This window comes from Sphingobium sp. OAS761, assembly GCF_024168485.1.
Classification (GTDB): Bacteria; Pseudomonadota; Alphaproteobacteria; order Sphingomonadales; family Sphingomonadaceae; genus Sphingobium.
This window is the reverse complement of the sequence record NZ_JALJVY010000017.1, coordinates 41981-68222: the sequence shown is the minus strand read 5'-3', so window position 1 is coordinate 68222 and position 26242 is coordinate 41981. Positions and strand designations below refer to the sequence as shown.

29 protein-coding genes and 1 tRNA gene are annotated in these 26242 nt (G+C 63.4%); 11 read left to right on the top strand and 19 right to left on the bottom strand.

Features of this window, described 5'->3' with window-relative positions; all coding sequences use genetic code 11:
• Positions 1-9 precede the first annotated feature (9 nt).
• From J3E64_RS19095 to J3E64_RS19070, 6 genes are read right to left on the bottom strand one after another with little or no spacing between them, the layout of a single operon-like run.
• Positions 10-795 carry a sulfite exporter TauE/SafE family protein gene (locus tag J3E64_RS19095; RefSeq protein ID WP_253344715.1) on the bottom strand — a complete coding sequence of 262 codons (786 nt, stop codon included), beginning with the start codon at positions 793-795 and terminating at the stop codon, positions 10-12.
• A 3-nt stretch (positions 796-798) separates the two neighbouring features.
• Positions 799-2382, bottom strand: a complete 1584-nt coding sequence (locus J3E64_RS19090) for a bifunctional protein tyrosine phosphatase family protein/NAD(P)/FAD-dependent oxidoreductase (protein ID WP_253344714.1) — start codon at positions 2380-2382, stop codon at positions 799-801.
• 38 nt (positions 2383-2420) lie between these two features.
• A complete protein-coding gene (locus J3E64_RS19085; protein WP_253344712.1) occupies positions 2421-2831 on the bottom strand; it encodes a DUF6691 family protein in 411 nt (136 codons plus the stop codon).
• Positions 2828-3022 carry a DUF2892 domain-containing protein gene (locus tag J3E64_RS19080; RefSeq protein ID WP_253344710.1) on the bottom strand — a complete coding sequence of 65 codons (195 nt, stop codon included), beginning with the start codon at positions 3020-3022 and terminating at the stop codon, positions 2828-2830. The genes J3E64_RS19085 and J3E64_RS19080 overlap by 4 nt, the downstream gene beginning before the upstream one ends.
• A 28-nt stretch (positions 3023-3050) precedes the next feature.
• Positions 3051-3500 carry a YeeE/YedE family protein gene (locus J3E64_RS19075; RefSeq protein WP_253344708.1) on the bottom strand — a complete coding sequence of 150 codons (450 nt, stop codon included), beginning with the start codon at positions 3498-3500 and terminating at the stop codon, positions 3051-3053.
• Positions 3497-4414 carry an MBL fold metallo-hydrolase gene (locus J3E64_RS19070; RefSeq protein WP_253344706.1) on the bottom strand — a complete coding sequence of 306 codons (918 nt, stop codon included), beginning with the start codon at positions 4412-4414 and terminating at the stop codon, positions 3497-3499. Before J3E64_RS19070 ends, J3E64_RS19075 begins: the two co-directional genes overlap by 4 nt.
• A gap of 86 nt (positions 4415-4500) precedes the next feature.
• On the opposite strand from J3E64_RS19070, the gene J3E64_RS19065 reads away from it, so the two are divergent.
• Both J3E64_RS19065 and J3E64_RS19060 read left to right on the top strand, forming a co-directional pair.
• Positions 4501-5124: a peroxiredoxin gene (locus tag J3E64_RS19065; protein ID WP_253344704.1), complete on the top strand. Its 624-nt coding sequence runs from the start codon at positions 4501-4503 to the stop codon at positions 5122-5124.
• Positions 5121-5513 (top strand): metalloregulator ArsR/SmtB family transcription factor, encoded by a 393-nt coding sequence (locus tag J3E64_RS19060; protein ID WP_253344702.1) that lies wholly within the window; start codon positions 5121-5123, stop codon positions 5511-5513. Before J3E64_RS19065 ends, J3E64_RS19060 begins: the two co-directional genes overlap by 4 nt.
• Positions 5514-5800: 287 nt before the next feature.
• On the opposite strand, the gene J3E64_RS19055 is transcribed toward J3E64_RS19060, so the two are convergent.
• Entirely contained in the window at positions 5801-6235 is a 435-nt protein-coding gene (locus J3E64_RS19055; RefSeq protein WP_253344700.1) for a VOC family protein, read from the bottom strand.
• Here J3E64_RS19055 and J3E64_RS19050 point away from each other — a divergent pair.
• A complete protein-coding gene (locus J3E64_RS19050; RefSeq protein ID WP_367398649.1) occupies positions 6172-7011 on the top strand; it encodes a helix-turn-helix domain-containing protein in 840 nt (279 codons plus the stop codon). The two genes, J3E64_RS19055 and J3E64_RS19050, sit on opposite strands and share 64 nt — an antisense overlap.
• Here the strand turns inward: J3E64_RS19050 and J3E64_RS19045 are convergent.
• The 9 genes from J3E64_RS19045 to cyoA all read right to left on the bottom strand — a co-directional run bounded on the left by J3E64_RS19045 (position 6998) and on the right by cyoA (position 14383).
• Positions 6998-7306, bottom strand: a complete 309-nt coding sequence (locus J3E64_RS19045; protein ID WP_367398653.1) for an Arm DNA-binding domain-containing protein — start codon at positions 7304-7306, stop codon at positions 6998-7000. The two genes, J3E64_RS19050 and J3E64_RS19045, sit on opposite strands and share 14 nt — an antisense overlap.
• Positions 7288-7361: transfer RNA gene (locus J3E64_RS19040), tRNA-Gly, on the bottom strand. Before J3E64_RS19040 ends, J3E64_RS19045 begins: the two co-directional genes overlap by 19 nt.
• Before the next feature lie 209 nt (positions 7362-7570).
• A complete protein-coding gene (locus J3E64_RS19035; protein ID WP_253344697.1) occupies positions 7571-8104 on the bottom strand; it encodes a response regulator transcription factor in 534 nt (177 codons plus the stop codon).
• Entirely contained in the window at positions 8094-9419 is a 1326-nt protein-coding gene (locus J3E64_RS19030) for an ATP-binding protein (RefSeq protein WP_253344696.1), read from the bottom strand. Before J3E64_RS19030 ends, J3E64_RS19035 begins: the two co-directional genes overlap by 11 nt.
• Positions 9416-10126, bottom strand: a complete 711-nt coding sequence (locus J3E64_RS19025) for an SURF1 family protein (RefSeq protein ID WP_367398648.1) — start codon at positions 10124-10126, stop codon at positions 9416-9418. The genes J3E64_RS19030 and J3E64_RS19025 overlap by 4 nt, the downstream gene beginning before the upstream one ends.
• Positions 10123-10509, bottom strand: a complete 387-nt coding sequence (cyoD, locus tag J3E64_RS19020) for a cytochrome o ubiquinol oxidase subunit IV (RefSeq protein WP_253344695.1) — start codon at positions 10507-10509, stop codon at positions 10123-10125. The genes J3E64_RS19025 and cyoD overlap by 4 nt, the downstream gene beginning before the upstream one ends.
• A complete protein-coding gene (cyoC, locus tag J3E64_RS19015; protein ID WP_253344694.1) occupies positions 10506-11150 on the bottom strand; it encodes a cytochrome o ubiquinol oxidase subunit III in 645 nt (214 codons plus the stop codon). The genes cyoD and cyoC overlap by 4 nt, the downstream gene beginning before the upstream one ends.
• 6 nt (positions 11151-11156) lie before the next feature.
• Positions 11157-13175 (bottom strand): cytochrome o ubiquinol oxidase subunit I, encoded by a 2019-nt coding sequence (gene cyoB / locus J3E64_RS19010; protein ID WP_253344692.1) that lies wholly within the window; start codon positions 13173-13175, stop codon positions 11157-11159.
• A 56-nt stretch (positions 13176-13231) separates the two neighbouring features.
• Positions 13232-14383 (bottom strand): ubiquinol oxidase subunit II, encoded by a 1152-nt coding sequence (gene cyoA / locus J3E64_RS19005; protein ID WP_253344727.1) that lies wholly within the window; start codon positions 14381-14383, stop codon positions 13232-13234.
• Between the two features lie 163 nt (positions 14384-14546).
• Between cyoA and J3E64_RS19000 the strand changes: the two genes are divergently transcribed.
• Complete coding sequence (locus tag J3E64_RS19000; protein ID WP_253344690.1) at positions 14547-15878, top strand: MFS transporter; 1332 nt, start codon at positions 14547-14549, stop codon at positions 15876-15878.
• Here the strand turns inward: J3E64_RS19000 and J3E64_RS18995 are convergent.
• The 3 genes from J3E64_RS18995 to J3E64_RS18985 all read right to left on the bottom strand — a co-directional run bounded on the left by J3E64_RS18995 (position 15875) and on the right by J3E64_RS18985 (position 18731).
• A complete protein-coding gene (locus tag J3E64_RS18995; protein WP_253344725.1) occupies positions 15875-16720 on the bottom strand; it encodes a glycosyltransferase in 846 nt (281 codons plus the stop codon). The genes J3E64_RS19000 and J3E64_RS18995 overlap by 4 nt on opposite strands.
• 5 nt (positions 16721-16725) lie before the next feature.
• A complete protein-coding gene (locus J3E64_RS18990) occupies positions 16726-17997 on the bottom strand; it encodes an ammonium transporter (protein ID WP_253344689.1) in 1272 nt (423 codons plus the stop codon).
• 245 nt (positions 17998-18242) lie between these two features.
• Positions 18243-18731, bottom strand: coding sequence for a MarR family winged helix-turn-helix transcriptional regulator (locus J3E64_RS18985; RefSeq protein ID WP_253344688.1), 489 nt, complete (start codon positions 18729-18731; stop codon positions 18243-18245).
• A 273-nt stretch (positions 18732-19004) separates the two neighbouring features.
• Here J3E64_RS18985 and ectA point away from each other — a divergent pair, with 273 nt between their 5' ends.
• The 7 genes from ectA to J3E64_RS18950 are packed head-to-tail and all read left to right on the top strand — an operon-like array spanning position 19005 to position 26230.
• Complete coding sequence (gene ectA / locus J3E64_RS18980; protein WP_367398652.1) at positions 19005-19511, top strand: diaminobutyrate acetyltransferase; 507 nt, start codon at positions 19005-19007, stop codon at positions 19509-19511.
• A 3-nt stretch (positions 19512-19514) separates the two neighbouring features.
• Positions 19515-20825 carry a diaminobutyrate--2-oxoglutarate transaminase gene (gene ectB, locus J3E64_RS18975; RefSeq protein ID WP_253344686.1) on the top strand — a complete coding sequence of 437 codons (1311 nt, stop codon included), beginning with the start codon at positions 19515-19517 and terminating at the stop codon, positions 20823-20825.
• Positions 20826-20838: 13 nt separating this feature from the next.
• Complete coding sequence (locus J3E64_RS18970; protein ID WP_253344685.1) at positions 20839-21252, top strand: ectoine synthase; 414 nt, start codon at positions 20839-20841, stop codon at positions 21250-21252.
• Between the two features lie 24 nt (positions 21253-21276).
• The gene (gene thpD / locus J3E64_RS18965; protein WP_253344683.1) at positions 21277-22197 is read left to right on the top strand and encodes an ectoine hydroxylase; all 921 of its coding nucleotides are present in this window, start codon (positions 21277-21279) and stop codon (positions 22195-22197) included.
• On the top strand, positions 22194-23639 hold the full coding sequence (locus J3E64_RS18960) for an aspartate kinase (RefSeq protein ID WP_253344681.1): 1446 nt from the start codon (positions 22194-22196) through the stop codon (positions 23637-23639). The genes thpD and J3E64_RS18960 overlap by 4 nt, the downstream gene beginning before the upstream one ends.
• Positions 23640-23663: 24 nt before the next feature.
• On the top strand, positions 23664-24899 hold the full coding sequence (locus J3E64_RS18955) for an MFS transporter (RefSeq protein WP_253344679.1): 1236 nt from the start codon (positions 23664-23666) through the stop codon (positions 24897-24899).
• Positions 24896-26230 carry an MFS transporter gene (locus tag J3E64_RS18950; RefSeq protein WP_253344677.1) on the top strand — a complete coding sequence of 445 codons (1335 nt, stop codon included), beginning with the start codon at positions 24896-24898 and terminating at the stop codon, positions 26228-26230. The genes J3E64_RS18955 and J3E64_RS18950 overlap by 4 nt, the downstream gene beginning before the upstream one ends.
• Positions 26231-26242 lie beyond the last annotated feature (12 nt).

Below are 26242 nucleotides of genomic sequence, written 5' to 3'. Positions count from 1 at the left end.
TATCCCCGTTCAGCTGGCGAGTTCGGACCAGCTCTTGAATAGCATGTAGATGGCGACGACGAACACGAAGACCGCGAACAGGCTGTTCAACCGGCCCTTTTCGGCTGCTAGCACCTGCGATGCGCGCGTGCCGATCACGCTTCCAACAACGCCGCCCATAATGAACACCCCTGCCAGCCCCCAAAGGACATAGCCCGACAGGGCGTAGTTGAGCGCGGTCGTCAGGCCGAAAGCAGCGACCGCCACAAGCGACGTACCAATCGCGCGCAAAATGGGCATATGCGTAGAGGCGATCAGGCCAGGCACAATGAGAAATCCACCGCCGATCCCGAAGAAGCCGGAAAAGGCGCCAGTGCCAAGACCATAGCCGACGACCTTGCCGACATTCTCCCGGTTGCATTGCGCGCCCTCGACACCCTGGTCCCCGCGTCCGCGGAACATCAGGACAGCCACGACGATCATCAGGATTGCGAATAGGAACAGCAGCTTGTGCCCGTCGATGTTCTTGCCGAGCGTCGAACCACCAAGCGCACCAACGACGCCGGCGGCAGCATAAATACCACCGCATCGCCAGTTCACGGTTCGGGCATGGGCATGGTTCCAGAGGCCGGCGAGCGCATTGGCAGCGACCGCCAGCGCGCTGGTGCCGATCGCCTCATGCGGATTGCGAACCCCCACGAGATAAAGCAGCAACGGCACGGCGAGGATCGATCCGCCGCCCCCAACGAGTCCGAGCACGAACCCGACGAGCGCGCCCGACACCCCGCCGAGGGCATATTGAAGCGGTTCCAGCATGGCTCAGTGCGCCGCCTCGATCGCGTGCGGCGCGACCATCCATTCCCGGCCCTTGAGCATGCCGTGCCAGTAAATTGGCGGCAGGATCGTATCCTTGAGGAGCCAGGACAGCCGGGAAGGGCGCGTCCCGTCGATCAGCCAGTTGGGGAAGCTTGGCAGCAGCTTTCCGCCATAGCCAAATTCGGCGAGGATGATCTTGCCGGCCTCGACCGTTAGTGGGCAGGAGCCATAGCCGTCATAGTCCGCGACCGGCTCCTTGCCTTCAAGCGCAGCCAGAACATTGACCGCGACGACGGGCGCCTGCTTGCGCGCGGCGGCTGCGGTCTTGGCGTTGGAGGCGGAGCAGGCGTCGCCCAGCGCGAAGACGTTGGGATAGCGTACATGCTGAAGCGTGGCCTCGTTGACTTCGATGAAGCCGGAGGCCGCCGCAAGCGGACTCGATCGCACGAAATCCGGCGCGACCTGCGGCGGCACGACGTGGATCATGTCGAAGCGTTCCTCGAACCGCCGGGTGCCGTCGCCATCCTTGCGCTCAAACGTGGCAACCTTCGCCGCGCCGTCGATCGCGACGAGCTTTGATTCAAAGTTCAGGTGCGCGCCATAGCGCTCGACATATTCCATCAGCGCCGGGACATAGGCCGCAACGCCGAACAGCACTGCGCCAGCGGTGTGGAACTGGACGTTGATGTCTTGCAGGACGCCCGCCTTTTCCCAGCGATGACAGGACAGATACATCGCCTTCTGCGGGGCGCCCGCGCACTTGATCGGCATCGCCGGCTGGGTGAACAACGCCCGTCCACCCTTGAATTCCTTCACCAGTCGGTTGGTGTAGGGCGCAAGATCATAGCCATAGTTGGAGGTTACGCCGTTCTTGCCGATCGTATCGGCGAGGCCCGGTATCGCGTCCCAGTCCAGTTTGATGCCGGGACAGGCAACGAGGACCCGGTAGCGGATTTCGCTGCCGTCACCGAGGATCACCTTGTTTTCGTGTGGCGCGAAGCCTGAGGCGGCGGTGCGTATCCAGGTCACTCGGCTGGGCATGACCTGCGCCTCGTTGCGACGCGTGAAATCCTTGTCGAACACCCCCGCACCGACCATCGTCCAGCCAGGCTGATAATAATGCACCTCGGAAGGCTCGACCACCGCGATATCAAGCTTGGGATGGCGCTTGAGAAGGCTGGACGCCGTCGCAATCCCGGCCGCGCCACCGCCGACGATCACGACATCATGAACATGGCCGCCAGGTACCAATTGGTTTTGCGATGAAACAAGCTCATACAATCTTGTCGATCGTGCGCCGGAGCGGCAAAAAGCCAGAATCGGCTGAGGGAGGCGTTCAAGCGCAGCCGCCATGGCCTCGACATCTGCGTCGGTAATCGCTCCCGGGACAACGGGGACGTGGGCAAAGTCCAGGCCCTGTGGCTCGGCGGCGTCACGAAGCTGCGCGGCTGCAATCTGTCCCGGCTCCTCACCGTCAGGTCGATTGCAGATGATCGCCTTATATCCTTGGGCGGCAATCGCGGGAATGTCGGTTACGGCGATCTGCGGCGATACCGCAAAGTCCCGGTTGAGCGGCTGGATGTCCATGGCGTCTCCTCCGTCGCGCTGTCTGGCGAGGCCGTTCTTCATTGTGTCGTGATGCGGTGGACGATCATGCCTGCCAGCATGGCGAGCACGAATATTCCGGCCTCGAATGGTACTATGACAATGTCGGCAAGCGCGGGGCCGGGGCATAATCCGGCGATCCCCCAACCCACGCCGAACAGGGCGGCGCCCGCAACCAGCTTCCCGTCGATCACGCGGGTGCCGGGCAGGTCAAAGGCTTCGCAAGCCATGGGCTTCGTCATGCGTCGCTGGATCAGCCAGGCGACGGCCATCGGCACCATCGCCCCGGCCATGACGAAGGCAAGCGTGGGGTCCCATGTCCCGAACAGATCAAGGAACGCGCGCACACGTGCGGGGTCGGCCATGCCCGACACGGCGAGTCCCGCTCCGAACACCAGGCCCGAGAGGAACGAGATGGTGGGCGCCTTCACTTCCCGTTGCCGCGGGTCGAAAGACCGAGTGAGCGATAGAGCGGACAGAAGCCGCCCGCGCTCGTCAGAAGGAAGACGACCGCAAGAATCGCCAGGCCGGTGCCAACGGTTCCGCCGATCGTTCCAGTCCACCAGAGATAGCCAATGATCAGCGCGGCTATTGTGCGCAGCGCCCGGTCGGCTGTTCCCATATTCCGTTTCATGCCCTGTCTACCCCGGCTATCCGTTGATGAAACCGAAAGCGTGCATCAGTCCGACAGTGGCGAAGCCGCTTGTCATGAAGGTCAAGGTTGCGACCATCGACCGGCGCGAAAGCCGGGAAAGGCCGCAGACGCCGTGACCACTCGTGCAGCCTGAACCGAGCCTCGTGCCGAAACCGACGAGCAGTCCGGCAATGACCAGTTGCGCGATCGATCCTGTAAAGCGCGGCTCGACGCCGCTGGAAGACAGCGTAACCAGGGTTGCTCCCAAGGGCAGGCCGACAACGAATGCGAGCGCAACGGAGCGCGGTGCGCCCGTATCGGCAATTCCCGATGCCCGGGCCAGCATGCCGCTGACACCGGCGATACGGCCGAGGCCCAGCAGCATGATCACGGCAGCGAGCCCGATCAGGAAGCCGCCCGCCAGCCCGGCGACGGGGGCGGCATCAGGGAAGGCGGGCAGCATCATACCGCGTTGACCGGGATTTTGAGATAGGTGACGCCATTGTCCTCGGCCGCCGGCAAGTGCCCGGCGCGCATATTGACCTGGACGGAGGGCAGGATCAGCCGCGGCATCGCGAGGGTCTTGTCGCGGGCCTCGCGCATCGCGACGAATTCGTCTTCGCTCACGCCGTCACGGATATGAACGTTGGCTTCGCGCTCGGCCTCGACGGTCGTTTCCCAAACATAGTCCTTGCGCCCTTCCGGCAGATAATCGTGGCACATGAAGAGGCGCGTTTCCGGAGGCAGCGACAGGAGCCGCTTCGCGGACCGGTAGAGTGCGCGCGCGTCGCCGCCGGGAAAATCGGCGCGGGCAGTGCCATAGTCCGGCATGAACATGGTATCGCCGACAAAGACGGCGTCGCCGATCACATAGGCGACGCAGGCCGGCGTATGTCCCGGCACATGCAAAACGGTGACATCGAGATTGCCGATGCCGAAGTGATCACCGTCCTTCCAAAGATTATCGAAATCGGAACCGTCGCGCTCGAAATCGGTGCCGGCATTAAACAGCTTGCCGAAGGTTTGCTGCACCGTGACGATATGCTCGCCGATAGCGATTTTCCCGCCCAGTTGCCCTTGTAGGTAGGGCGCGGCCGACAAATGATCGGCATGGGCATGGGTCTCCAGGTGCCAGTCGACCAGCAGCCCCTTCTCCCTGACATGGGCGAGAACCGCGTCTGCCGAGGCGGAGGAGGTGCGGCCCGACGCCGGATCATAGTCCAGCACACTGTCGATGATCGCGGCGTGTCGGCTCTCGAGATCGTGAACAACATAAGTCACGGTGAATGTCGGCTCGTCGAAGAACGCCTTGATCTGGGGGACGCCCGACTGAGCGGCAGAGATCTGCGATGAGGCGGCCGCAAGCGCGGAGTCGGTCATAAAAACCTCATAAATTCATATTTACACATATTATGTAAGTGAATAATCTTGTTGCGTCAAGTGGCGCGAGCGTCGAAGGAGATTTCATGGAAAGCACTCAGAAAACCGAATGCCGCTCACTGCGCATCGGAGAGCCCGCGCCGGATTTCCGCGCGCGCTCGACGACCGGCGAAATCCAGCTCTCCAAGCTGCGCGGACGCTGGGTTATCTTCTTCTCTCATCCCGCGGATTTCACGCCTGTCTGCAGCACGGAATTTGCCGAGCTCGCGCGGCGCCAGTCGGAATTCGACGCGCTTGAAACCTCGCTATTGGGGTTGTCGGTCGACAGCCTCTACGCGCACATGGCGTGGGTCAGGGCGATCCGCGAGACGCTGGGAGCCGAGGTCCGATTTCCCATCATAGAGGATCCGAGCATGGCGGTTGGGCGTGCCTATGGCATGATCGATGAGCAATCGGCCGACAGCATGGCAATGCGCTCGACATTCTTCATCGACCCCGATGGCGTCATCAGAGCGATCACTTGCTACCCCCACAATGTGGGACGCTCGGTGGAGGAGATGCTGCGGCTGCTGAAAGCATTGCAGACGGTGGGCGGTGCCCAAACCCTGGCACCCGAAGGGTGGCGAGAAGGACAACCTTTGCTCTGTCCGCCCTCCGACATCGCAGAGGATCGCCAGGACTGGTTTTGCCGCTTCGTGGATGCGCCATGAAGCCAGCCTTTTACGAGGATCGCGAGACTGCGACCATCGCTGCAGAGAAGCTCAAGATATTTGCCCAACCGCAGCGTCTTATGATCCTCTCCTGCTTGTTGCGCGGGGAGCGCAACGTGTCGGAGATCGGTGAAGCGACCGAAATCGTCCAACCAGCACTCAGCCAGCAGCTAGGTGAGTTACGCCGTGCTGATCTCGTCCAAACGCGCAAGGAGGCCAAACTCGTTTGGTATGCGCTTGCTGACGAGGGCGTGGCATTGTGCGTCCGAACCATGGAGGCGATCTTCGGAGGTGTGGGTAAAGTCGAGGATCAGCGCATATATTCAAAGCCGATAAAACGCCCGCCATCCCCAGAGGGGGTTGCCGGCTTCGCTCAAATTATCGATTGAAATTTTTCGGCCGCAGACTCTTGGCCTACGAATTTGAAGGGGCGCACTGACGTTCGGTTCAGGAGCCAAAGGATAATCGAAGCGGATCCCCTTGAAGCGTGAAGGAAGTACGGCGCACATCGTGTCGATCGACGCAGCTAATGGGCCGGCGCGTTCTTGCACCCCTGGAGCGGCAGGTTTTAGGGTAAACTGACATCATCGCCGCCGCATCGCCCGAAATCCTTAGACATTTCGGTCATTCGCCGGTGCTACTATGAATGAACGGTTCGGTCGGGACCGGACTTTAGTTAGCCATCGGTACGTGGTGGCACGTCGTACTGCATCGCACCACAATCATTGGCTTCGGTATCCAAAAAGCGGATCAGCGTCCCAACGGTCGGAATGGTCACTGGGCCGTAGGTGATCGTCCCGCCGCTTTTCTCGACCCTCGCACGAACGGTGTCGAGATCATCAACTGCAATAGTGATCTCCGCGCCCCTCATTCCCGTACCTGTCAGCGGTTCTTGGCGCGCATGCATCAGGCCCTGAATCCCGGGCGAGACTTCGTCGCCGGTATGGATGAGATAAAAGCCGGGCGGGCCCCATGGCTCGAACGTCCAGTCGAAAACCTCCTGGTAGAAGGCGCGGGCGCGATCGACATCGTCGACGTGGATGGCAAATGAGGCAAGATTGTTTGGCATGGGATGAGTGTAACGCTGCTGGCCTGCGTGCTGCAATCCCACTATTACGACTTCCTATGTCGCGAAACCGTCGCACCACTGCCGACGAGCCTTTCCTTATCGTCCGATCGAGTGCATCGGACGCTGCCGCGGGCTCGATCGTTCGAGACCATGAGCACGTCTGGCATCAGTTGATATATGTATCCGAGGGCCTCGTCGTGGTGGAAACCGACCGGGGATTCTGGCTTGCACCTCCGCACTGCGCCGTGTGGGTCCCTGAGCGGGCGAGACATGCACTTCGGTTTGTCGGCAGAAGCAGCTTGCGCACAATCTATATACGTCCGGACCAACTTGATCGCCCTGCCGAATGTTGCTCGCTCGCCGTCTCCGCCCTGCTGCGCGAACTGATCCTGCGCGCCGTCGAGCTTGGGATGATCGATGAACGCGATGCGATCGACGCGGCTGTCGCCATGCTGATCCTTGCCGAGCTCTGCGCTGCGGGTCCACCTCCCTTTAATCTTCCACAACCAACAAGCGGTGCGATCAAGGAGGTTGCACGCCTTCTTTCAGCCAGTAATGCGTCCGGCATTTCCGCAATAGCCCGCGCGGTCGGGATGGGATCGCGAACGCTGGAACGCCGCTTCCACGCGGAAACAGGGATGACGCCGGGCCGCTGGAGGCAACAGCGCAGATTGCTGGCAGGTCTGGAACGGATCGCATCCGGCGAACTCGTGAAGACTGCGGCGGCCGAGACCGGTTTCTCGTCTGCCAGCGCGTATGTGGCCGCCTTCAGGCAGATGTTCGGCACTACGCCTGCGCGCTACTTCAAAGAGCGATAAAGCTGAAGCTGTTTAACGCCGCGCCTGCATCGGCCATCTTGTTGAGCTTGGCCTGATCGGCCGGATCGATGCCGTCGGCCGGTAGGCACCGGGCCTGCAACAACCGTTCCCCCGCATCCGCGAGCAGAATCTTGGGATAGCGCCCGAAGGTGATTGTCCGCTGGCAGTGATGGAAATGGTAGATCATTCGCCTGAGGCGGCTTTTGCTCGGCTTCACGACCAGGTACGACCCGTACCGGTCGGACAGCCTGTAGGGCTTGTCTCTGGGCTTGCCGTTGGAGCGGGTGAAGGGAATCGAACCCTCGTCGTAAGCTTGGGAAGCTTCTGCTCTACCATTGAGCTACACCCGCAACGCCATTGAACAGCGCGGAATTTTGTGGCGGTCTGGATGCCATTCCGACTTTTCCAGGTCGGATTTCCGACTTGCGCCGGACTGGCGGATAATGCAGCCGCTACCGACCGTCAACCTTGTTACAAACACAGGCTCAAAGTCCGCCTCCTGCGCCCTGCTTCTTCTCTCCCGTCTCTTGCCGCTGCGGCTTCTGGTCATTGCGGGCGCTCATCCGACTTGCCTCTTGGCCAGCTTGCGAGCCAGGGTGCGCCGATGCATTCCCAAGCGTCGCGCCGCTTCGGAAATGTTGAAGTCGCTGTCCTTCAGCACTTCATGAATATGTTCCCATTCCAGCGTCTTGATGGAGGTCGGCCGGGGCGCGAGCGGCGCGTCGGGATCGCCGCCGGAACGGGCGAAGGCGGCTTCGATGTCGTCGGTATTGGATGGCTTGGCAAGGTAGTTGGTGGCCCCCAGCTTGATCGCCTCCACGGCGGTCGCGATGCTGGCGAAGCCGGTCAGGACCACGATCAGCATCGCCGGATCATGCGCGTGCAGCGCCTGGACGCACGCCAGCCCGGATTGCGCGCCCAGTTTCAGGTCCACGACGGCATGGCTGGGCCGATGCGCGGCGATGACCGACGATACGCCTTCCAGGCTGTCCGCCAGCAGCACGCGATACCCACGCCGTTCGAACGACCGCCTGAGCGTGCGGGCAAAGGCCTCGTCGTCCTCGACGATCAGAAGCAGTGAGTCATTCGCCATCCTTTGTCTCCTCCAGCGCCAGGGTGGCGAGCGGGAGGCGAAGCTGGATCATGGCGCCGCCGTCGGCGCCGTTGCTGGCGTCGACATGGCCGCCCAGTTTTCTTACCACGTTGACGACCAGGAACAGGCCAAGCCCGCCGCCCTGCTTCCCCTTGCTCGACCGATAGGGCTTCCCGACGTCGGTAAGCATGGCCGGGCTGAAACCGGGGCCGTTGTCCCGTACCGCGATGGCCAGCCACTGGCTGTCCCGGCTGACGATCAGGTTGATGTAGCCGGCGCCGGCTTCCCTTGCGTTGTCGAGCAGGTTGGTGACAGCCTGACGGATGGCGGGATCGGCGACGATGTGCGGATAGTCGTGCGGCCCGAAATCACTGTGCAGCGCGATGTCGCCGTTGGCGGCGCGCCAGTCATCGGCGATATTCTCCAGGAAGACCCGCGCGTCGCGAAATTCGGCGGATTCGCCCCGGGCTTCGCCGGCCGAACGCAAAATGCCGCTGAGGATGGTCTTGCAGCGCGTGACGGCTGCCTGCATTTCCTCCACTTCCTCGACAAGGGCGGGATGCCGGATGATCTCGGGCATGTGCCGCCAGTCGCCCAGCACGACGGCGAGCGAGGCGAGGGGCGTCCCCAGTTCGTGCGCGGCGCCGGATGCCAGCAGTCCCATGCGCACGATATGTTCCTCTTCCACCGCCTGTTGCCGCAATTGCGCGAGATAGGCTTCGCGCGCCTGAAGATTCTGGCTGACGCGCGTCATGAACAGGACGATCAGCACCGCGATCATGATGAAACAGATCCAGGTGCCGACGATGTGCAGGTCGAACAGATGCCCCTCGAACGGTTCGGTCAGATTGAGCGGCCGGAAGAAGAAGCCGAGCCATCCCGCGCAGACCGCCGACACCAGCACGATACCCCACACGCTCCAGCGGTGCAGCAATATGGCGCCGAGCGCAATCTGGACGAGGTAGAGGGTGATGAACGGATTGGTGGCACCCCCGCTCAGGTAGAGTTGTGTCGTCAGCGCGATGACATCGAACAGCAGGGCCATGAACAGTTCGGCATGGGATATGTCGGTGCGGCCGCGCAGGATCATCAGGCTGCCCAGGTTCATGACGACGGCGATTGCCGGCACGACCAGCATCTGGGGCATGGGCAGGCGGATACCCATGGCGTAGTGAACGATCAGGATGGTCGCCACCTGTCCCGCGATCGCGATCCAGCGGAGCTGGACGAGCAGCGCCATGTTCTTGCGGCCCGCGGCGTCGGCCGTCCAGCGGCCGGGCAGCCAGCGCGCGCGGTTCGGCCTGACGGCGGTCATTCCCGGCTGTCCTTGCCCTGATTGCGCATCACGATGATGTAGGCGCCCGCGACCATCGCCGCCAGTGCGAACCACGTGATCGCATAGCCCAGATGGTTGTTGGGAAATCGGACCACGGTCAATCCGCCGACAGGCAGGGCGTCGGGACCGGCTTCGGCATCGATGAAATAGCTGGTGATGGCGGGTGCAAGCTTGCGGTAAGTGGCGATCGCGGCCACGTCGCGCGAATACCAGCGGTTGGCGGCCGGATCGTTGGCCCGCAGAAACCCGCCACCCGGTTCGGTCAGGCGAAGCAGGCCGGTGACATGCGCCTCGCCATCCGGTCGGGCGTAGCTGTGGCGCGATTCCGGCGGCACGAAGCCGCGATTGACCAGCAGGATCGACCCGTCGTTGCGTCGCAGGGGGGTCATGACCCAGAAGCCCCCTCCGCGATCCGTCACTGCCTGCACCAGCACGGCGCGGTCGTGCAGGAAGTGGCCGCTGGCGGTGATGCGGCGATATTCGTCGGTAGCAGCGGCGCGATCGGGAGCGGCGACGGGCGGGGCGTGGATCCGCGTGTCGACGCGCGCGATAAGATCCTGCTTCCACGCCAGTCGCTTCACCTGCCACATGCCCAGCGCGCAAAACGCCGCGAAAAGCAGCAGGGCGGCCAGCGTCAGCCCGGCTGCGAACCCCGCCGACCGGCGGCGGGGGGGCGGGGATGTCACGGCATCTGGCTCATGTCATGGGTCATGCCGGGCATCATGTTGGTATTGAGATGATACATGACCCACATGGAACCGGACAGGGTGATGACGACCAGGATCAGCGTGAAGATCAGCGCCATCATGCTCCAGCCGCCCTGCGAGCGGGTGTTCATGTGAAGGAAATAGATCATGTGCACGACGATCTGCACGATGGCAAATCCCAGTATCACGATCGCGGTGGTTTGCGGACTGGCGAAATAGCCGGTCATCACCAGCCAGAAGGGGATCGCGGTCAGGATGACGGACAGAATGAACCCGATCATGTAGCTGCCGAAGCTGCCATGGTCCTGGCCGTCCTCGTGATGGCCGTGCATGTCGTGGTGGCCTTGATCGTGCGCGCTCATCGCAGCATCCCCATCAGGTAGACAAAGGTGAAGACGCCGATCCACACGACATCAAGGAAGTGCCAGAACATCGACAGGCACATCAGGCGGCGCTGGTTTGCCGGGATCAGGCCCTTCCTGGCGATCTGCACCATCAGCGTGACCAGCCAGATGCAGCCGAAGGTCACATGCAGCCCATGGGTGCCGACCAGCGTGAAGAAGGCCGACAGAAAGCCCGACCGCATCGGCGTGGCGCCTTCGTGGATGAGGTGCGAGAATTCGTAGAGTTCGATGCTGAGGAAGGCGAGGCCGAACAGGCCGGTTATGGCGAGCCATCCCTGCGTCGCGCCGGCCCGGTTCTTTTCCATCGCCAGCATGGCGAAACCGTAGGTGATGGACGAGAACAGCAGCATGGCGGTGTTCAGCGCCACCAGCGGCAGATCGAACAGGTCCCTGGGGCCGGGCCCGGCGGCGTAATTTCCGCCCAGCACACCATAGGTCGCGAACAGGCAGGCAAAGATGAGGCAGTCGCTCATCAGGTAGATCCAGAATCCCAGCGCGGTACTGGACCCTTCGGGATGATGCGGCTCATGGTCCAGATGGAACAGCGGATTGCCGTCCTGGTCCAGAAAGGCGGGGTCGATGGGGGATGCGGTTGCCATGATGCCTTAGCCCTGTGCCGCGAGCAGCCGGGTGCGCTCGCCCTCGGTGCGCTCCACGACGTCCCGTGGGATGTGGAAATCGCGCTTGTAGTTGAAGGTGTGACCGATCGCGACCGCCAGCAGGCCGAAGAAGGACAGGCCGGCGAGCCACCAGATATACCAGATCATGGCGACGCCGAACGCCGTGGCCAGACCCGCCAGGATGATGCCCGTGCCGGTGTTGCTGGGCATATGGATCGGCTCGAACCCGCCGGTCGGCCGCTGATAGCCCCGCTTCTTCATGTCGGCCCAGGCGTCGTTGTCATGGATGACCGGCGTGAAGGCGAAATTATAGTCGGGCGGGGGTGAACTGGTCGACCATTCCAGCGTGCGGCCGTTCCAGGGATCTCCCGTCGTGTCGCGCAGTTCGTTGCGCTTCCATATCGATACGCCGAACTGGATGAACATGCAGGCGATGCCGCAGGCGATCAGGAACGCGCCGAAGGCGGCGATGATGAACCAGATTTGCAGCGACGGATCGTCGAACACGCGCAGGCGGCGGGTCACGCCCATCAGCCCCAATATGTAGAGCGGCATGAACGCGAACCAGAAGCCCACGACCCACAGCCAAAAGCTGCGCACGCCCCAGGTGCGGTCCAGTTTGAAACCGAACGCCTTGGGCCACCAGTAATTGATCGCCGCGAACATGCCGAACAGCACGCCGCCGATGATGACGTTATGAAAATGGGCGATCAGGAACAGCGAGTTGTGGAGCACGAAGTCCGCCGGCGGCACCGCCAGCAGCACGCCGGTCATCCCGCCGATCGTGAAGGTCAGCATGAAGGCGACCGTCCACATCATCGGCAGTTCGAACCGGATGCGTCCGCGATACATGGTGAACAACCAGTTGAACAGCTTGGCGCCGGTCGGAATGGAAATGACCATCGTCGTGATGCCGAAAAAGCTGTTGACGCTGGCGCCAGACCCCATCGTGAAGAAATGGTGCAGCCACACCAGATAGGAGAGGATCGCGATGACGACCGTTGCGTAGACCATGGAGGAATAGCCGAACAATCGCTTCGAACAGAAGGTCGACACGACTTCGGAGAACACGCCGAACAGCGGCAGGATGAGGATGTAGACCTCCGGATGGCCCCAGATCCAGATGAGGTTGACGTACATCATCGGATTGCCGCCGAAATCATTGGTGAAAAAGGCGGTGCCGACGTAACGGTCGAGGCTGAGCAGCGCCAGCACGGCAGTCAGCACCGGGAAGGCCGCGACGATCAGCACGTTGGCCAGCAGCGACGTCCATACGAAGATCGGCAATTTCATCATGGTCATGCCCGGCGCGCGCATCTTGACGATGGTCGCGATCAGGTTGACGCCCGACAGCAACGTGCCCACGCCCGCGATCTGGAGCGCCCAGATATAATAGTCGACGCCCACGCCCGGCGAATAGGCGATGCCGGTCAGCGGCGGATAGGCCAGCCAGCCCGACCGCGCGAATTCGCCCACGAACAGCGACATCATCACGATCACCGCGCCCGACGTCGTCATCCAGAAGCTGAAATTGTTGAGGAAGGGAAAGCTGACGTCCCGGGCGCCGATCTGGAGCGGGACGATGTAGTTCATGATCCCGGTGATCATCGGCATCGCGACGAAGAAGATCATGATGACGCCGTGCGCGGTGAAGATCTGGTCGTAATGATGGGCGTTCAGATAGCCTTCCGACCCGTTGAACGCCATCGCCTGCTGAATCCGCATCATCACAGCGTCGGCGAAACCGCGCACGAACATCACGAGGCCCAGGATCATGTACATTATGCCGATGCGTTTGTGGTCGACGGTAGTGAACCATTCCGTCCACAAATAGCCCCAGAGCCGGTATCTGGTGATCAGGCCGAACACGGCCAGACCGCCCAGCGCGACCATTGCGAAGGTGCCCACGACAATGGGTTCGTGCAGCGGCAGCGCGCTCCAGTCGAGCCGGCCGAAGATCAGTTTCCAGATACCGCTGTTTTCCGATGCGGGATGGGGGGCCATGTGTCGATGCCTTCAGGCGAAAGGGAAAGGATAGGGGGCGGACGTCGGACGCGGGATCACATGCCGCCATGTCCGCTATGGCCGGCATGGCCGTCTGCATCCTGCTGGTGGCCGGGCGCCTGGTGGCCCTGTTCCGCAGGGGTGCGCTCGGCCGCCGGCGTCATGCCCGCGGGCTGGGCGATCTCGCCCTTCTTGCCGGGTTCGACCGGGTGGAATCCGCCGACGTCGATTGTGCCGTCGTGGCGCAGGCCCGCGACGTCGCGAGCCGATTCCTTGCCCGCGCCGCCGCGCGCATCGGTCATCATGATCTCGTCCATGCATCGCTTGCCCGGTTGCACGCACATGTTGAGTGCGGCATGGAAAAGGCGGGGCTCGACGCCGCCGAAATACATGGGGGGCACTTTCTCGCTCGGCTGTTCCAGCGCGACGTAGGTCGCCCGGTCCAGCTTCGCGCCGCTCGCCTTCACCTGCGCGACCCATCGGTCGAAACCGGCCTGATCCATCGCGTGGAAGCGGAAGCGCATATGGGAAAAGCCCGTGCCGGTATAGTTTGCGGAAAATCCCTCGAAATTGCCGGGCTTGTTGGCGACCGCGTGAAGCACGGTTTGCATTCCCGGCATCGCGTAGATTTGTCCCGCGAGCGCCGGAACGAAGAAGCTGTTCATCAGCGAAGCGGACGTGATCTTGAATTCGATCGGCTGATCGACCGGCGCGGCCAGTTCGTTGACGGTGGCGATGCCGAGTTCGGGATAGATGAACAGCCATTTCCAGTCGAGCGCCACGACCTCCACCTGAAGGCGCCTGGCCGCCGGTTCGACCTTGCGGCCGGAATCTATGCGTTCGATCGGGCGGTAGGGGTCCAGCAGATGGGTGCTGGTCCAGGTCACGGCGCCCAGCGCGATGATGATAAGCAGCGGCGCCGACCAGATCATCAGTTCCAGGCTGGTCGAATGGTCCCAGTCCGGATCATAGTCGGCGGCCTGCGCCTTCTCGCGATAGCGCCAGGCGAACCAGATCGTCATGGCGATGACCGGGATGATGATCAGCAGCATCAGCAGCGTGGCGATCAGGATAAGATCGCGCTGCTGCATCGCAACATCCCCGGCGGGCGAGAGAACGACCCAGTCGCACCCCCCCAGCGTCAGCAGCAGCAGCGGAGCGATTCGGCGCAGGAAAGCGCCGTTGAAAGCGGAAGGGCGGGCTGTCATGCGGCCCGCATAATAGGGTCTTTCACGGATCGACATTGGACCTTTTGTCCTATCCCCGCGCATGTGCGAAATAGGGCATGGGCGGATTTATCCACCGGGCGATTCGTCATGCAACGATGTATGGCATGGATCGTTCCCGCAGCATGAAGGCCCGTTCGAACTCATGACTTCCGCGACGACCACGCCCAATTCGACGCCGCTGGAACGCGATGCCCGTGCCATCAACGCGCGGGAGCACAAGATCGCGCCCGGCGAAATCGCGATCGGCGTCATCATCGGGCGGACCTCGGAATTTTTCGACTTCTTCGTCTATGCGATCGCGTCCTGCATCGTGTTCCCGGCCCATGTCTTCCCTTACATGACGCCCCTGATGGGAACGCTCTGGTCGTTCGCCATCTTCGCGCTGGCATTCATGGCGCGTCCGGTCGGCTCGTTCATCTTCATGGCCGTCGACCGGCAATTCGGCCGCGGGGTGAAACTGACCATCGCGCTGTTCCTGCTGGGCGGGTCGACCGCCGCGATCGCCTTCCTGCCGGGCTATGACACCATCGGACATGGCGCGGCGCTGCTGCTGGCGCTGTTCCGGGCGGGGCAGGGCGTTGCGCTGGGCGGGACGTGGGACGGCCTGGCATCGCTGCTCTCGCTCAACGCCCCGGTGTCGAAGCGCGGCTGGTATGCAATGATGCCCCAACTGGGTGCGCCGCTCGCGCTGATGGTGTCGGCGGGCCTTTTTTCCTTCTTCCTCACCACCCTGTCGCCGGCCGACTTTCTGGACTGGGGATGGCGCTATCCCTTCTTCGTGGCTTTCGCGATCAACGTCGTGGCCTTGTTCGCCCGCCTGCGCATCGTCAGCACACACGAATTTTCGCGCCTGTTCGAAAAGCGCGAGCTTCAGCCTTCGCCGGTGATCGAGACGGTCCAGAGCGAAGGGCGCAACATCATCATCGGCGCCTTCGCGCCGCTCGCCAGCTTCGCTCTGTTCCATATGGTAACGGTGTTCCCGCTGTCGTGGATCGCGCTGTTCACCCGGCAGCCCGTCGAACGGTTCCTGGCCATCGAGGTGATCGGCGGGTTCGTCGGCGTGCTTGCCATCGTCGTGTCCGGCTTCGTCGCCGATCAGGTCGGGCGACGGCGTCTGCTGGGCTATTCCGCGGTCGCGATCGCTTTCTTTTCGATCTTCGCGCCGCTGCTGCTCGACGGTGGAGACCTTGGAGAGGTAGCATTCATGGTGCTGGGCTTCATCCTTCTGGGTCTCAGCTTCGGCCAGTCTTCCGGCGTGGTCGCATCGAATTTCAGCACCGCCACCCGCTATACCGCCTCGGCGATCACATCCGACCTTGCCTGGCTGATCGGGGCCGGTTTCGCACCGCTTGTCGCCCTGTCCATCTCGTCCGAATTCGGGTTGGCGGCTTCGGGCGCCTATCTGCTGTCCGGCGCGGTGATCACCGGCCTTGCCCTCTATGTGAACAAGGAACTGGCGGGCAAGGATCGCTAGGCGGCGGCGCGCATCCGGGCCAGCGCCTTGCGGTCGAACCAGCCGGTCAGGCCGGGTCGCGGCCGAAAGCGCGGCAGCCACTGGGGATAGATGCTGGCAAGACGCTGCGGCAAGCCACATGGCCCTTCGCGCGTCATGATGTCGGACACGATCCTGTTCTGGAAAAAGCGGACGGAATAGTTGATCAGGCGTTTATATTGCATGGACCACGTCGATGGCCGGGCCAGGCTGACCTGCTCGCACAGGAATCCGGCATCGACGCAGGCCAGCACATTCTCATGAATCCAGTCCGTGTCGCGGCCCAGCCCGGTATGCGCCCAGGCGGCGACCAGCCCGTCGTCGCCGATCAGGTCGTCGGGCAGGCGCAGGCCACGTGCCCTGATGGCCGCCACAAACGCCCCTGACAGGGCATAAAGGTCGCCGAACAACCCGCCTTCGATCGCCAGGTTGCGTCGATAGGTTTCGGCCATGCGTCCGTTCATCGGCATTCCGGCGGCGGCGTTGGCATGAGGATGGGCGGCCAGGTCCGCGATCAGGGCGTCGATGGAGCCGGGAATGATTTGCGCGTCGCCGTCCAGGAAAATGACGGCGCGCTCGCCCCCGCTCAGCAGCACGTGCACCATATGGTTCCAGGTGCGCGACTTTCCGCCCGCCGCGATGTCGTGCACGATGACGTTGGCCCGCCCGCCAGCCGCTTCTCGCGCGCGTTGCACGGTGGCGTCGGTCGAACCGTTGACCAGCACATGGTAGACGGTGTCCGCACGGTCGAGCGGCAGCGATTTCAGGCACGATGCGATTCGGCGCTCTTCCTGATGCGCGAAGATGGCGACGGCGACGGTCATGGCCGTCATCGAAAATCCCAGCCTTGCTGGCCGTGCACCGCCGCGTCGAGCCCTTCCCCTTCCTGCGCCTTGGTGACCCGCAAGGGCAGAACCATAGACACGATCAGGGCGGCGATGGCGCTGCCGAGCACGGACCAGAGGGCGACGACGGAAATCCCGACGATCTGGGAAACCATCGCGCCGGAAAAGCTGATCGACGGATCGAAACCCACGCCCCCCAATATCGGAAGGGCGAAGATCGGCAGCAGCAGGCCGCCGGTCATCCCGCCGAGCCCGTGGATCGCGAAGATGTTCGCACCATCGTCGATCCGGCCCGCCAGCAACCCGGTTGCGATGCGGCAGATGGTGGCCGCGATCACTCCAGTCAGCATCGCGCCTCCCGTTCCCACGAGCGCCGCGGACGCGGAAACGGCGGCGATGCCCGCCAGAGCGCCGCTCATCACGCCGGTCGCGCTCGTGCGCCCGGTCAGTACCCGGTCGAACAACGCCCAGGCGAGCGCGCCCGTGCAGGCGGCGAAATGATGGTTGAGGATGGCGGTCGCCGCGTCGTCGGTCGCGCCCAGCGCCCATCCGCCAACCGCACCCGACAGGCCGATCCAGACCAGCGCTCCGCCGGCCATGGTCAATCCGGGCGCGTGTCCCGGATCGGAAATCTCGGACCTGCGGCCGGCCAGCAAGGCAAGGGCCAGGGCGGAAAATCCGGCAGCAACATGGGTGGCGATACCGCCGGCATAATCCATGACGCCCAGCGCCGCCAGCCATCCGCCTGCCCAGAGGGCATGGACCATCGGCGCGTAGACCAGCAGCAGCCAGAGGGGAATGAATGCAAGGAACCAGCCGATCCGCGCACGTTCAGCGACGCTCCCGACCAGCAGGCAGGACGCGACCAGCGCGAGCGCGAGCTGGAACAGGACGAAGGCGGATTCCGGGACGGTCAGCCCGTCGCGTAACTGGGCGAGATTGGCCAGCAACAGATTGGCCCCGCCACCAAGCCATGCATTGCCCGGTGCAAAGGCCAGGCTGTAGCCGGCGATCGCCCAGCCGACCGACATGATGGCGGCGACGCCTGCCCCCTGCGCCATGACCGACAGGATGTTGCGGACGTTCACCTGGCCGGCATGTCGGAGCATCAGGCCGGGCAGGGCGGCAAAAAGGAGCAGCAGCGCACACAGGATCATCCAGCCGGTATCCCCGCTATCGGCGGCAGCGACCTGCGCGAAGGCCGGACTCGGGGCCGACAGCAGCAGGACCAGGGGGAAAATGGAAAGGATACGCATCGCGAACACCGCACTGTGACAATCGCGCATGTCCTTAATCGGACTGAGTAAAGACTTCGATAAGCAAGATGCCCGCGCTGGCGGTATCAACGGCCGATCTCGACGCCGCCCAGGGGCCAGAGCCGCGGTGCGGTGGCATCTTCAGGCCGTATGCGAAGAACGACGACGCGACCACGCCGAAAGTCGGCATCATTATGTCGCGGCATTCAGTAACGGTCGCGGGCACCGCGCGTGCCGGATAACGCTTATGCCGTGGCGGATCGGTCGATGATGCCGCTGTCCAGCAAGGGCGCGGCATCGATATTCTGTGCGTTCAGCAATTCCGACAGCCGTTCCACCGATGCCAGGATCATCGCCTGCTCCCACTGGGGAAGCTGGACGAACCGGTCCGTGAAGGTCTTTTGCAGCAGGTCGGGTGCATCGTCGAGCGCGACCCTGCCCGAAGGCAGCAGGCTGAGGTGCAGCTGGCGCTTGTCACGCTCGCTGCGCTGTCGCTGGACGTAGTGCAGATTCTCAAGCCGGTCGACGATAGCCGTTATGGTCGCCTGACTGAATTGAAGCGTCTGCGCGATCGCACTGGGCGTGGCGGAGCCGCGCGCGTCTATCTCCCTGAGAACGAGAAGCTGGGATGGTGTGAGGCCGGTGGCGGCGGCGAGCTGACGGCTGCCGATGTCGGTTGCGCGCAGGACGCGGCGCAGCGCCCGCAATGTCAGGGATGCGATCGAAGAATCCATGGGATGTTCAATAACCGGAACGGGAACGGGCGCCAACAACTCCGATATTCCCACCTGTGGCGCCACGATATGCTTCAATTATTGAAACATAATTGTCCGGCAGGGGTTGAAAATTCTGCCTATCATAGCATATATGACGCCCTATCGGCGGGGACCGATATCCCTGCAACGAAAATATAATTCGGGAGATAAACAATCTTCGATACCCAAGCTACAGCGGTTTCCACGCCGCCACGGGCTTCTGCGCGCTCCGACGCGAGCGAGGGGCAGGACATTGCGTTTCGCGAGCCCGTCGCGACGGACGGGCCGGCCATTACGGCGTTGATTGCGGCCTGTCCGCCGCTCGACCCGAATTCGGCCTATTGCAATTTGCTGCAATGCACCGATTTCGCGGCTACATGCGTCGTCGCCGAACTCCAGGGCGACGTGGTGGGGTGGGTGTCGGGCTATCGCCCCCCCGCAGCGCCGGAAAATTTCTTCATATGGCAGGTGGCGGTGTCGTCGGCTGCGCGGGGCCGGCGGCTGGCGAGCCGCATGGTCGAGGCAGTGCTGGCGCGTCCGCAGCAAGCCGGCGTCACGCACCTCACCACCACCGTAACCCAGGATAATCGCGCGTCATGGGCGTTGTTCGAAGGGCTGGCCCGCACGTGGGGCACCACCCTCGAAAAGACCGTCCGTTTCGACCGCGAAGCCCATTTCGCCGGAGCGCATGCCACAGAATTTCAGGCGCGCATCGGCCCGCTGACCCCAAAGGGGCGGCACCAACAGGAGGAAATATAAGCCATGAGCACGACTATCCTTCCCGAACCGACCCGATCCATTCCGGATCGCACCATCTACGAGCGCCGCGAATCCGGCGTGCGCAGCTATGCGCGGTCCATGCCGCGCCAGTTCAACAAGGCGCAGGACGTCTGGATGTTCGACAATCAGGGCGGCCGCTATCTCGACTTCCTGTCGGGCTGCTCGACGCTGAACTACGGCCATAACCATCCGGTGCTCAAGACGGCGCTGATGGACTATGTCGCCGCGGACGGCATCACGCACGGGCTCGATCTGCACACGGATGCCAAGCAGGATTTCCTGATGGCGCTGGAGGATGTGGTCCTCAAACCGCGCGGACTCGACTATCGCGCGATGTTTACCGGCCCGACCGGCACCAATGCCGTCGAAGCCGCGATCAAGCTGGCCCGCAAGATCACCGGGCGCGAACTTGTCATCGCCTTTACCAACGGTTTCCACGGCATGACGCTGGGGGCGCTGGCCTGTACGGGCAATGCCGCGAAGCGCGGTGGCGCGGGCGTCCCGCTCAGCCATGTCAGCCACGAACCCTATGACGGCTATCATGGCCCGGATGTCGATACGGCCGAACTGCTGGAACGCCGGCTGTCGGATCCGTCGAGCGGTCTGGACGCGCCGGCCGCGATCATGTTGGAAACCGTGCAGGGCGAAGGCGGCCTCAATGCCGCGTCGCCGGAATGGCTGCGCAAGATCGCCGAGATCGCCCGGCGCCACGGCGCGCTGATGATCGTCGACGATATTCAGGCGGGCTGCGGCCGCACGGGCAATTTCTTCAGTTTCGAGGGCATGGGATTCACGCCCGACATCGTCACGATGGCCAAATCCCTGTCGGGCATGGGTCTGCCCTTTGCGCTGACCCTGTTCCGCCCGGAACTCGACCAGTGGTCGCCGGGCGAACATAACGGCACCTTCCGCGGCAACAACCATGCCTTCGTGACCGCGACCGCCGCCCTGCGCCATTTCTGGAGCACCGACGTGTTCCAGCAGGATGTCGCCCGTCGCAGCGGCTTGCTCGAACGCAGGCTGGACGCGATGGCCGCCGAGCACGGCCTGTCGACCCGCGGCCGGGGCATGATGCGCGGCATCGACGTCGGATCGGGCGAGATTGCCGAAACCATCACCGCCACCTGCTTCGCGCAGGGGCTCATCATCGAAACCAGCGGCGCACATGACGAGATCGTGAAGGTGCTGGCTCCCCTTGTGATCGACGACGCCGTTCTGTCGGCGGGGCTCGACATTCTTGAGGAAGCCATCCGTTCCGCCTTCACCGTCACCTATGGCGTCGCCGCAGAATAAGGAAGAAACCGACATGTTTATCCGCAAGCTTCAGGACATCCGCAAGTCCGACAAGAATGTGAAGTCCAAAGGCTGGGAAAGCGCACGCCTGCTGCTGAAAGACGACGCCATGGGCTTTTCCTTCCACGTCACCTCCATGTACGCGGGCGAGGAACTGCATATGCACTACCAGAATCACCTGGAAGCCGTGCTGGTGCTCAAGGGCAACGGCACGATCGAGGATCTGGGCACCGGCGAGACGCACAAGCTGGGCGCCGGCGTGATGTACGCCCTCAACGCGCATGACAAGCATATCGTCCGCCCGGAAACCGACATCCTGTGCGCCTGCGTATTCAACCCGCCGGTCACCGGAAACGAGGTGCATGATGAAAGCGGCGCCTATCCGGCCGATCCCGAACTCGAGAGCGAGCCTGCGCTTGCCGATTAATGATTGAATAAAGGGGGAAGTCCCATGACAGACGTCTACCCGTCCCGCCACGCCGACGTGGCGGAGTTTTTGCCGCGCCTCGATCCCGTCGTCTACAGCCAGTGGAACGAGGATGCGCCGGTCAGCCGGGAGCAGGCGGAGCGGTTCGACCGTGACGGATTCCTGGTCCTGGAGGATATTTTCTCGGACGCGGAAGTCGCGTTCCTCCAGAGCGAGGCCGGCAAGCTGCTGGCCGACCCGCAGGCGCTGGAGGAAGAGACGGTCGTGACCGAGCCGGGCGGCACCGAAGTCCGCTCGATTTTCAGAATCCATGCGCAGAGCGATGTGATCGCCCGCCTCGCCGCCGATGAGCGGCTGGCCCGCGTCGCGCAATTCCTGCTGGGTGATGCGGTCTATCTGCACCAGTCGCGGCTCAACTATAAGCCCGGCTTCACCGGCAAGGAATTTTACTGGCACAGCGATTTCGAAACCTGGCATGTTGAAGACGGCATGCCGCGCATGCGCGCGCTGTCCATGTCGGTGCTGCTGGCCGAAAATACGGCGAATAATGGGCCGCTGATGCTCATACCGGGCAGTCACAAAATCTATCTGACCTGCGTGGGCGAAACGCCGCAGGATCATTATCGCCAGTCGCTCAAGAAACAGGAATATGGCGTGCCTGACGAGGACAGCCTGGCGGAACTCGCGCACAAGCACGGCATCGTCGCGCCGACCGGGAAGCCGGGCTCGGTCGTGATTTTCGATTGCAACGTGATGCACGGGTCTAACGGCAACATCACGCCCTTTCCGCGCGCCAACGCCTTCATGGTCTATAATGCGGTCAGCAACAGGCTGGCTCCGCCCTTCGGTGTTGACAGGCCGCGCCCGGAATTCATCGCCGCACGTGGCGAACCGCAGCCGGTTGAACCGGTGCGCGGGTGTTTGGCAGAGGAGGTGCTGGTATGACGGGCTTGCATAGCGTCGAAAAGATCGGCGGTACTTCCATGGCTGCGACAGCGACATTGTTCGACAATGTTCTGATCGCCGGCCGCAAGGGCGCGGACCTGTATAACCGGGTGTTCGTGGTGTCGGCCTATGCCGGCATGACGGACCTGTTGCTGGAGCACAAGAAGTCCGGAACGCCGGGCGTCTATGCCCGTTTCGTGGCGGACGACGGCGCAGACGGGTGGCGTCACGCGATGCAGGATGTGCGCGAGGCCATGCATGCCCGTAACGAAGGCATGTTCGCGCGGAACGACAGCCTCAATGAAGCCAATGCCTTCGTGGACATGCGCATCGACGCCGTGACCGCGTGCCTCGACGATCTGGCGCGGCTGCGCGCCCATGGCCGCTTCTGCGTCAAGGAGCAGTTGGTCACGGTTCGCGAATTGCTCGCGGGCCTGGGCGAAGCGCATAGTGCGCATTCGACGGCCCTGCTGGCGCGGGACCGTGGGGTGAACGCGCACTTCGTCGACCTGACCTTGTGGGACCAGGAGGATATGCGCGGCCTGGACGAGCGCATCGGACAGGCATTCGCGGACATCGACCTCGCAACGACCCTGCCCATCGTGACCGGCTATGCCGGTTGCAGCGAGGGTATGGTCCGGCGCTATGCGCGCGGCTATTCGGAAATGACCTTTTCGCGCATCGCGGTCCTCACCGGCGCACGCGAGGCGATCATTCACAAGGAGTTCCACCTGTCGAGCGCCGATCCGAAACTGGTCGGCACCGACAAGGCCCGCAAGATCGGTCGCACCAACTATGATGTGGCCGACCAGCTTGCCAATCTGGGCATGGAAGCGATCCATCCCGGTGCGGGCAGGGGCCTGAGGCAGACAGACATTCCGCTGCGCGTGCGCAACACATTCGACCGGGAAGATGGTGGCACGCTGATCTGCGGCGATTATGTGTCCGAAAGCCCGCGCGTGGAGATCGTGACCGGCATCCGTCATGCGCAGGCGCTCCAGTTTTTCGAACAGGACATGGTGGGCGTGAAGGGCTACGACGCCGCCATTCTGGATGCGCTGACCCGGCATGGCGCTTGGATCGTCAGCAAAGCGTCGAATGCCAACACCATCACCCATTATCTTTCGGCGGAAGCGGTAAAGGTGAAGCGGATCATCGCCGATTTGCAGGATCGCTATCCAGACGCGGCGATCTCCGCCCATCCGGTGGCCATCGTGTCGGTGATCGGCAGCGACATCTCGCGGCCAGGGCTCATGCCGGATGCGCTCCGTGCGCTGGGTGCGGCCGGCATCGACGTGATCGCGATGCAGCATCAGATCCGCAATGTAGACGTGCAATTCATCGTCGATACCGGTCATTATGATGCCGCGATCGGCGCACTGCATCGCGCGCTGGTCGAAGAAGAAGATGAACCCGCGGCGGAGGGCCGGCGCGCGGCCTAGTCCCGCGCACCGTACGGCTCGCCCATGATCGCCGCCATCCGCCCCGTTCGCAGCCTGCTGCTCGCCATCTTCATGCTGATGGCGGGCAGCGGCTTTCTGGCAACGCTCATCAGCCTGCGGCTGGAACGGGCAGGGGCGGGCACCATGGCGATCGGCGCGGTCGCGACCGCCTATTTCGGGGGCCTGGTGCTCGGCGCCCTGCGTGCCGGCGACATCGTGCGACGGGTGGGGCATATTCGCGCCTTCGCCGCGTTCGTCGCGCTGCTGTCGGCCAGCACATTGTCTTACGTGCTGCTCAATCATCCCCTGCCCTGGGCGGCGCTGCGCCTGATCGACGGCATCTGCGTGGCGGGGGTATTCATCTGTCTGGAAAGCTGGCTCAACGACCGTGCGGACAGCGACACGCGCGGTAGCATTCTGGCGGCCTATATGGTCGCGCTCTATTCCGGGCAGGCGGTGGGGCAGCTTCTGCTGGGCGCCAGCGGCCATGTGCCGGCCATACCGTTCCAGATCGCGTCCATTCTGATCTCGCTGGCGATCATCCCGCTTTGCCTGACGCGCAGCAGCGCCCCGCTGCCGGTGGAGGCCGGCGCCTTTTCGATCCGCGCGCTATACCGCGCCTCGCCCCTCGGCGTCGTCGGCGCCGTCGCGACGGGTCTGATGCTCGGGGCCTTCTATGGCCTTGCCGCGGTCCATGTCCGCCGCCTCGGCCTCAACCTCGGTGCGACGGCCAGCTTCATGATGATCGTGATCCTGGGGGGCGTCGCGATGCAATGGCCGTTGGGCCGGCTGTCGGACCGCTATGACCGGCGCGTGGTCATCGTCGGCAGCTTTGGCGCGACCCTGGCCGTCAGCGTCGGGCTCGCCCTGCTACGGGCAGGGGGCTTGCCGCTGCTGGCGCTCGGAGCATTGTTCGGCGGGCTGAGCTTTGCGCTCTATCCTTTGTGCGTGGCGCATTGCAACGACCGCCTGCTGGCCAGCGAACGGGTCGCCGCGAGCGGGCGGTTGGTGCTGCTCTATTCCGTCGGTGCGGCCCTTGGACCGACGGGCGCCGCAGCGGCGATGACCGCGGCAGGCAGCGGCGGCCTGTTCCTCTTCATCGCCCTCTGCGCGGGCGGGACGCTGGGGTTCGGGCTGTGGCGGCAGGCTGCGAGCGCGCCCGTCCCGGCGCCCGAGCAGCAGGATTTCCAGATCGTCCCGCGTACCACGCCCATGGCGTCGCTGCTTGATCCCAATACCGCCGATGGAGATACGACATGACGGATGACATCATCGCCGCGCCGCCGGTTGCTTCATCGGCGGTCGACCCATCGACGTTGCGCCGCGCGATCGCGGCCTCGGCACTGGGCAATGCGACCGAATGGTTCGACTATGGCATCTATGCCTATGGCGTGACCTATATTTCCGCCGCGCTCTTTCCGGGCGACGTCGACGACGCCGTGCTGTTCGCGCTTGCGACCTTCGCCATCTCTTTCCTCGTCCGACCCCTTGGCGGCCTTTTCTGGGGGCCGTTGGGCGATCGCATGGGGAGAAAGTCTGTGCTGGCGCTGACCATATTGCTGATGTCGGGGGCTACACTGGCCGTGGGCCTGATCCCGTCCCATGCCAGCATCGGCCTGTGGGCGCCGACGCTGCTGATCCTGTTGCGCATGGTGCAGGGCTTTTCCACCGGCGGCGAATATGGCGGGGCGGCGACCTTCATGGCCGAATATGCGCCCGACGACCGGCGTGGCTTCTATGGCAGCTTTCTGGAATTCGGCACGCTCGCGGGATTTTCCTTCGGCGCGGGGCTGATGCTGATCTTCTCCCTGCTGCTTGGTGATGCTGCGATGCACGACTGGGGCTGGCGCATACCCTTCTTCGTGGCGGCGCCCATGGGGCTGATCGGCATGTATCTGCGTGCGCGGATGGAGGATACGCCCGTGTTCCGCGAGGACGGCCAAGCCCGTGATCACGCCCATGCCCCGGCGATGAGGGACATGATGCGCCGGCACTGGCGGCCGATGCTGGTCGTGGGCGGCCTCGTCGTGGCGCTCAACGTGGTGAACTATACACTGCTCAGCTATATGCCCACCTATCTTCAGCGGCGTATAGGCCTGTCGCCTGACGAGGCACTGACCGTGCCGCTGATCGGCATGCTGTTCATGATGCTGTTCCTGCCTTTCGCGGGCCATCTGTCCGACCGGATCGGCCGCCGCGCGATGTGGCGCCTGTCCCTGATCGGCCTGATCGTCGCCGTGGTGCCGCTCTACATGCTGATGGCCACGGGGCTGGCCGGGGCGATTACGGGCTTCATTCTGCTGGGCTTGCTATATGTGCCGCAGCTCGCGACGATTTCGGCCACCTTTCCGGCGCTGTTCCCGACATCGGTGCGTTTCGCCGGCTTCGCGATCGCTTACAATGTCTCGACCTCGTTGTTCGGCGGCACCGCACCGGCCATCGGCAGCGGCCTGATCGGATTGACGGGCAATGAGCTGATGCCGGCCTATTACATGGTCGTCGCGTGCGTCATCGGCCTGATCGCGCTGCGCTTCATGCCCGAAACGGCGGGGCGCTCGCTGCATGGAGACCCGTTCGATCGCGGTCGCTGAGGGGGCATCGTC

Coding starts and splice junctions, on each gene's coding strand:
- J3E64_RS19095 (WP_253344715.1), bottom strand. CDS start 795: ATGCTGGAACCGCTTCAATATGCCCTCGGCGGGGTGTCGGGCGCGCTC.
- J3E64_RS19090 (WP_253344714.1), bottom strand. CDS start 2,382: ATGGACATCCAGCCGCTCAACCGGGACTTTGCGGTATCGCCGCAGATC.
- J3E64_RS19080 (WP_253344710.1), bottom strand. CDS start 3,022: ATGGGAACAGCCGACCGGGCGCTGCGCACAATAGCCGCGCTGATCATT.
- J3E64_RS19075 (WP_253344708.1), bottom strand. CDS start 3,500: ATGATGCTGCCCGCCTTCCCTGATGCCGCCCCCGTCGCCGGGCTGGCG.
- J3E64_RS19070 (WP_253344706.1), bottom strand. CDS start 4,414: ATGACCGACTCCGCGCTTGCGGCCGCCTCATCGCAGATCTCTGCCGCT.
- J3E64_RS19065 (WP_253344704.1), top strand. CDS start 4,501: ATGGAAAGCACTCAGAAAACCGAATGCCGCTCACTGCGCATCGGAGAG.
- J3E64_RS19060 (WP_253344702.1), top strand. CDS start 5,121: ATGAAGCCAGCCTTTTACGAGGATCGCGAGACTGCGACCATCGCTGCA.
- J3E64_RS19050 (WP_367398649.1), top strand. CDS start 6,172: ATGAGGCAAGATTGTTTGGCATGGGATGAGTGTAACGCTGCTGGCCTG.
- J3E64_RS19035 (WP_253344697.1), bottom strand. CDS start 8,104: ATGGCGAATGACTCACTGCTTCTGATCGTCGAGGACGACGAGGCCTTT.
- J3E64_RS19030 (WP_253344696.1), bottom strand. CDS start 9,419: ATGACCGCCGTCAGGCCGAACCGCGCGCGCTGGCTGCCCGGCCGCTGG.
- cyoD (WP_253344695.1), bottom strand. CDS start 10,509: ATGAGCGCGCACGATCAAGGCCACCACGACATGCACGGCCATCACGAG.
- cyoC (WP_253344694.1), bottom strand. CDS start 11,150: ATGGCAACCGCATCCCCCATCGACCCCGCCTTTCTGGACCAGGACGGC.
- cyoB (WP_253344692.1), bottom strand. CDS start 13,175: ATGGCCCCCCATCCCGCATCGGAAAACAGCGGTATCTGGAAACTGATC.
- cyoA (WP_253344727.1), bottom strand. CDS start 14,383: ATGACAGCCCGCCCTTCCGCTTTCAACGGCGCTTTCCTGCGCCGAATC.
- J3E64_RS19000 (WP_253344690.1), top strand. CDS start 14,547: ATGACTTCCGCGACGACCACGCCCAATTCGACGCCGCTGGAACGCGAT.
- J3E64_RS18995 (WP_253344725.1), bottom strand. CDS start 16,720: ATGACCGTCGCCGTCGCCATCTTCGCGCATCAGGAAGAGCGCCGAATC.
- J3E64_RS18990 (WP_253344689.1), bottom strand. CDS start 17,997: ATGCGTATCCTTTCCATTTTCCCCCTGGTCCTGCTGCTGTCGGCCCCG.
- J3E64_RS18985 (WP_253344688.1), bottom strand. CDS start 18,731: ATGGATTCTTCGATCGCATCCCTGACATTGCGGGCGCTGCGCCGCGTC.
- ectB (WP_253344686.1), top strand. CDS start 19,515: ATGAGCACGACTATCCTTCCCGAACCGACCCGATCCATTCCGGATCGC.
- J3E64_RS18970 (WP_253344685.1), top strand. CDS start 20,839: ATGTTTATCCGCAAGCTTCAGGACATCCGCAAGTCCGACAAGAATGTG.
- thpD (WP_253344683.1), top strand. CDS start 21,277: ATGACAGACGTCTACCCGTCCCGCCACGCCGACGTGGCGGAGTTTTTG.
- J3E64_RS18960 (WP_253344681.1), top strand. CDS start 22,194: ATGACGGGCTTGCATAGCGTCGAAAAGATCGGCGGTACTTCCATGGCT.
- J3E64_RS18955 (WP_253344679.1), top strand. CDS start 23,664: ATGATCGCCGCCATCCGCCCCGTTCGCAGCCTGCTGCTCGCCATCTTC.
- J3E64_RS18950 (WP_253344677.1), top strand. CDS start 24,896: ATGACGGATGACATCATCGCCGCGCCGCCGGTTGCTTCATCGGCGGTC.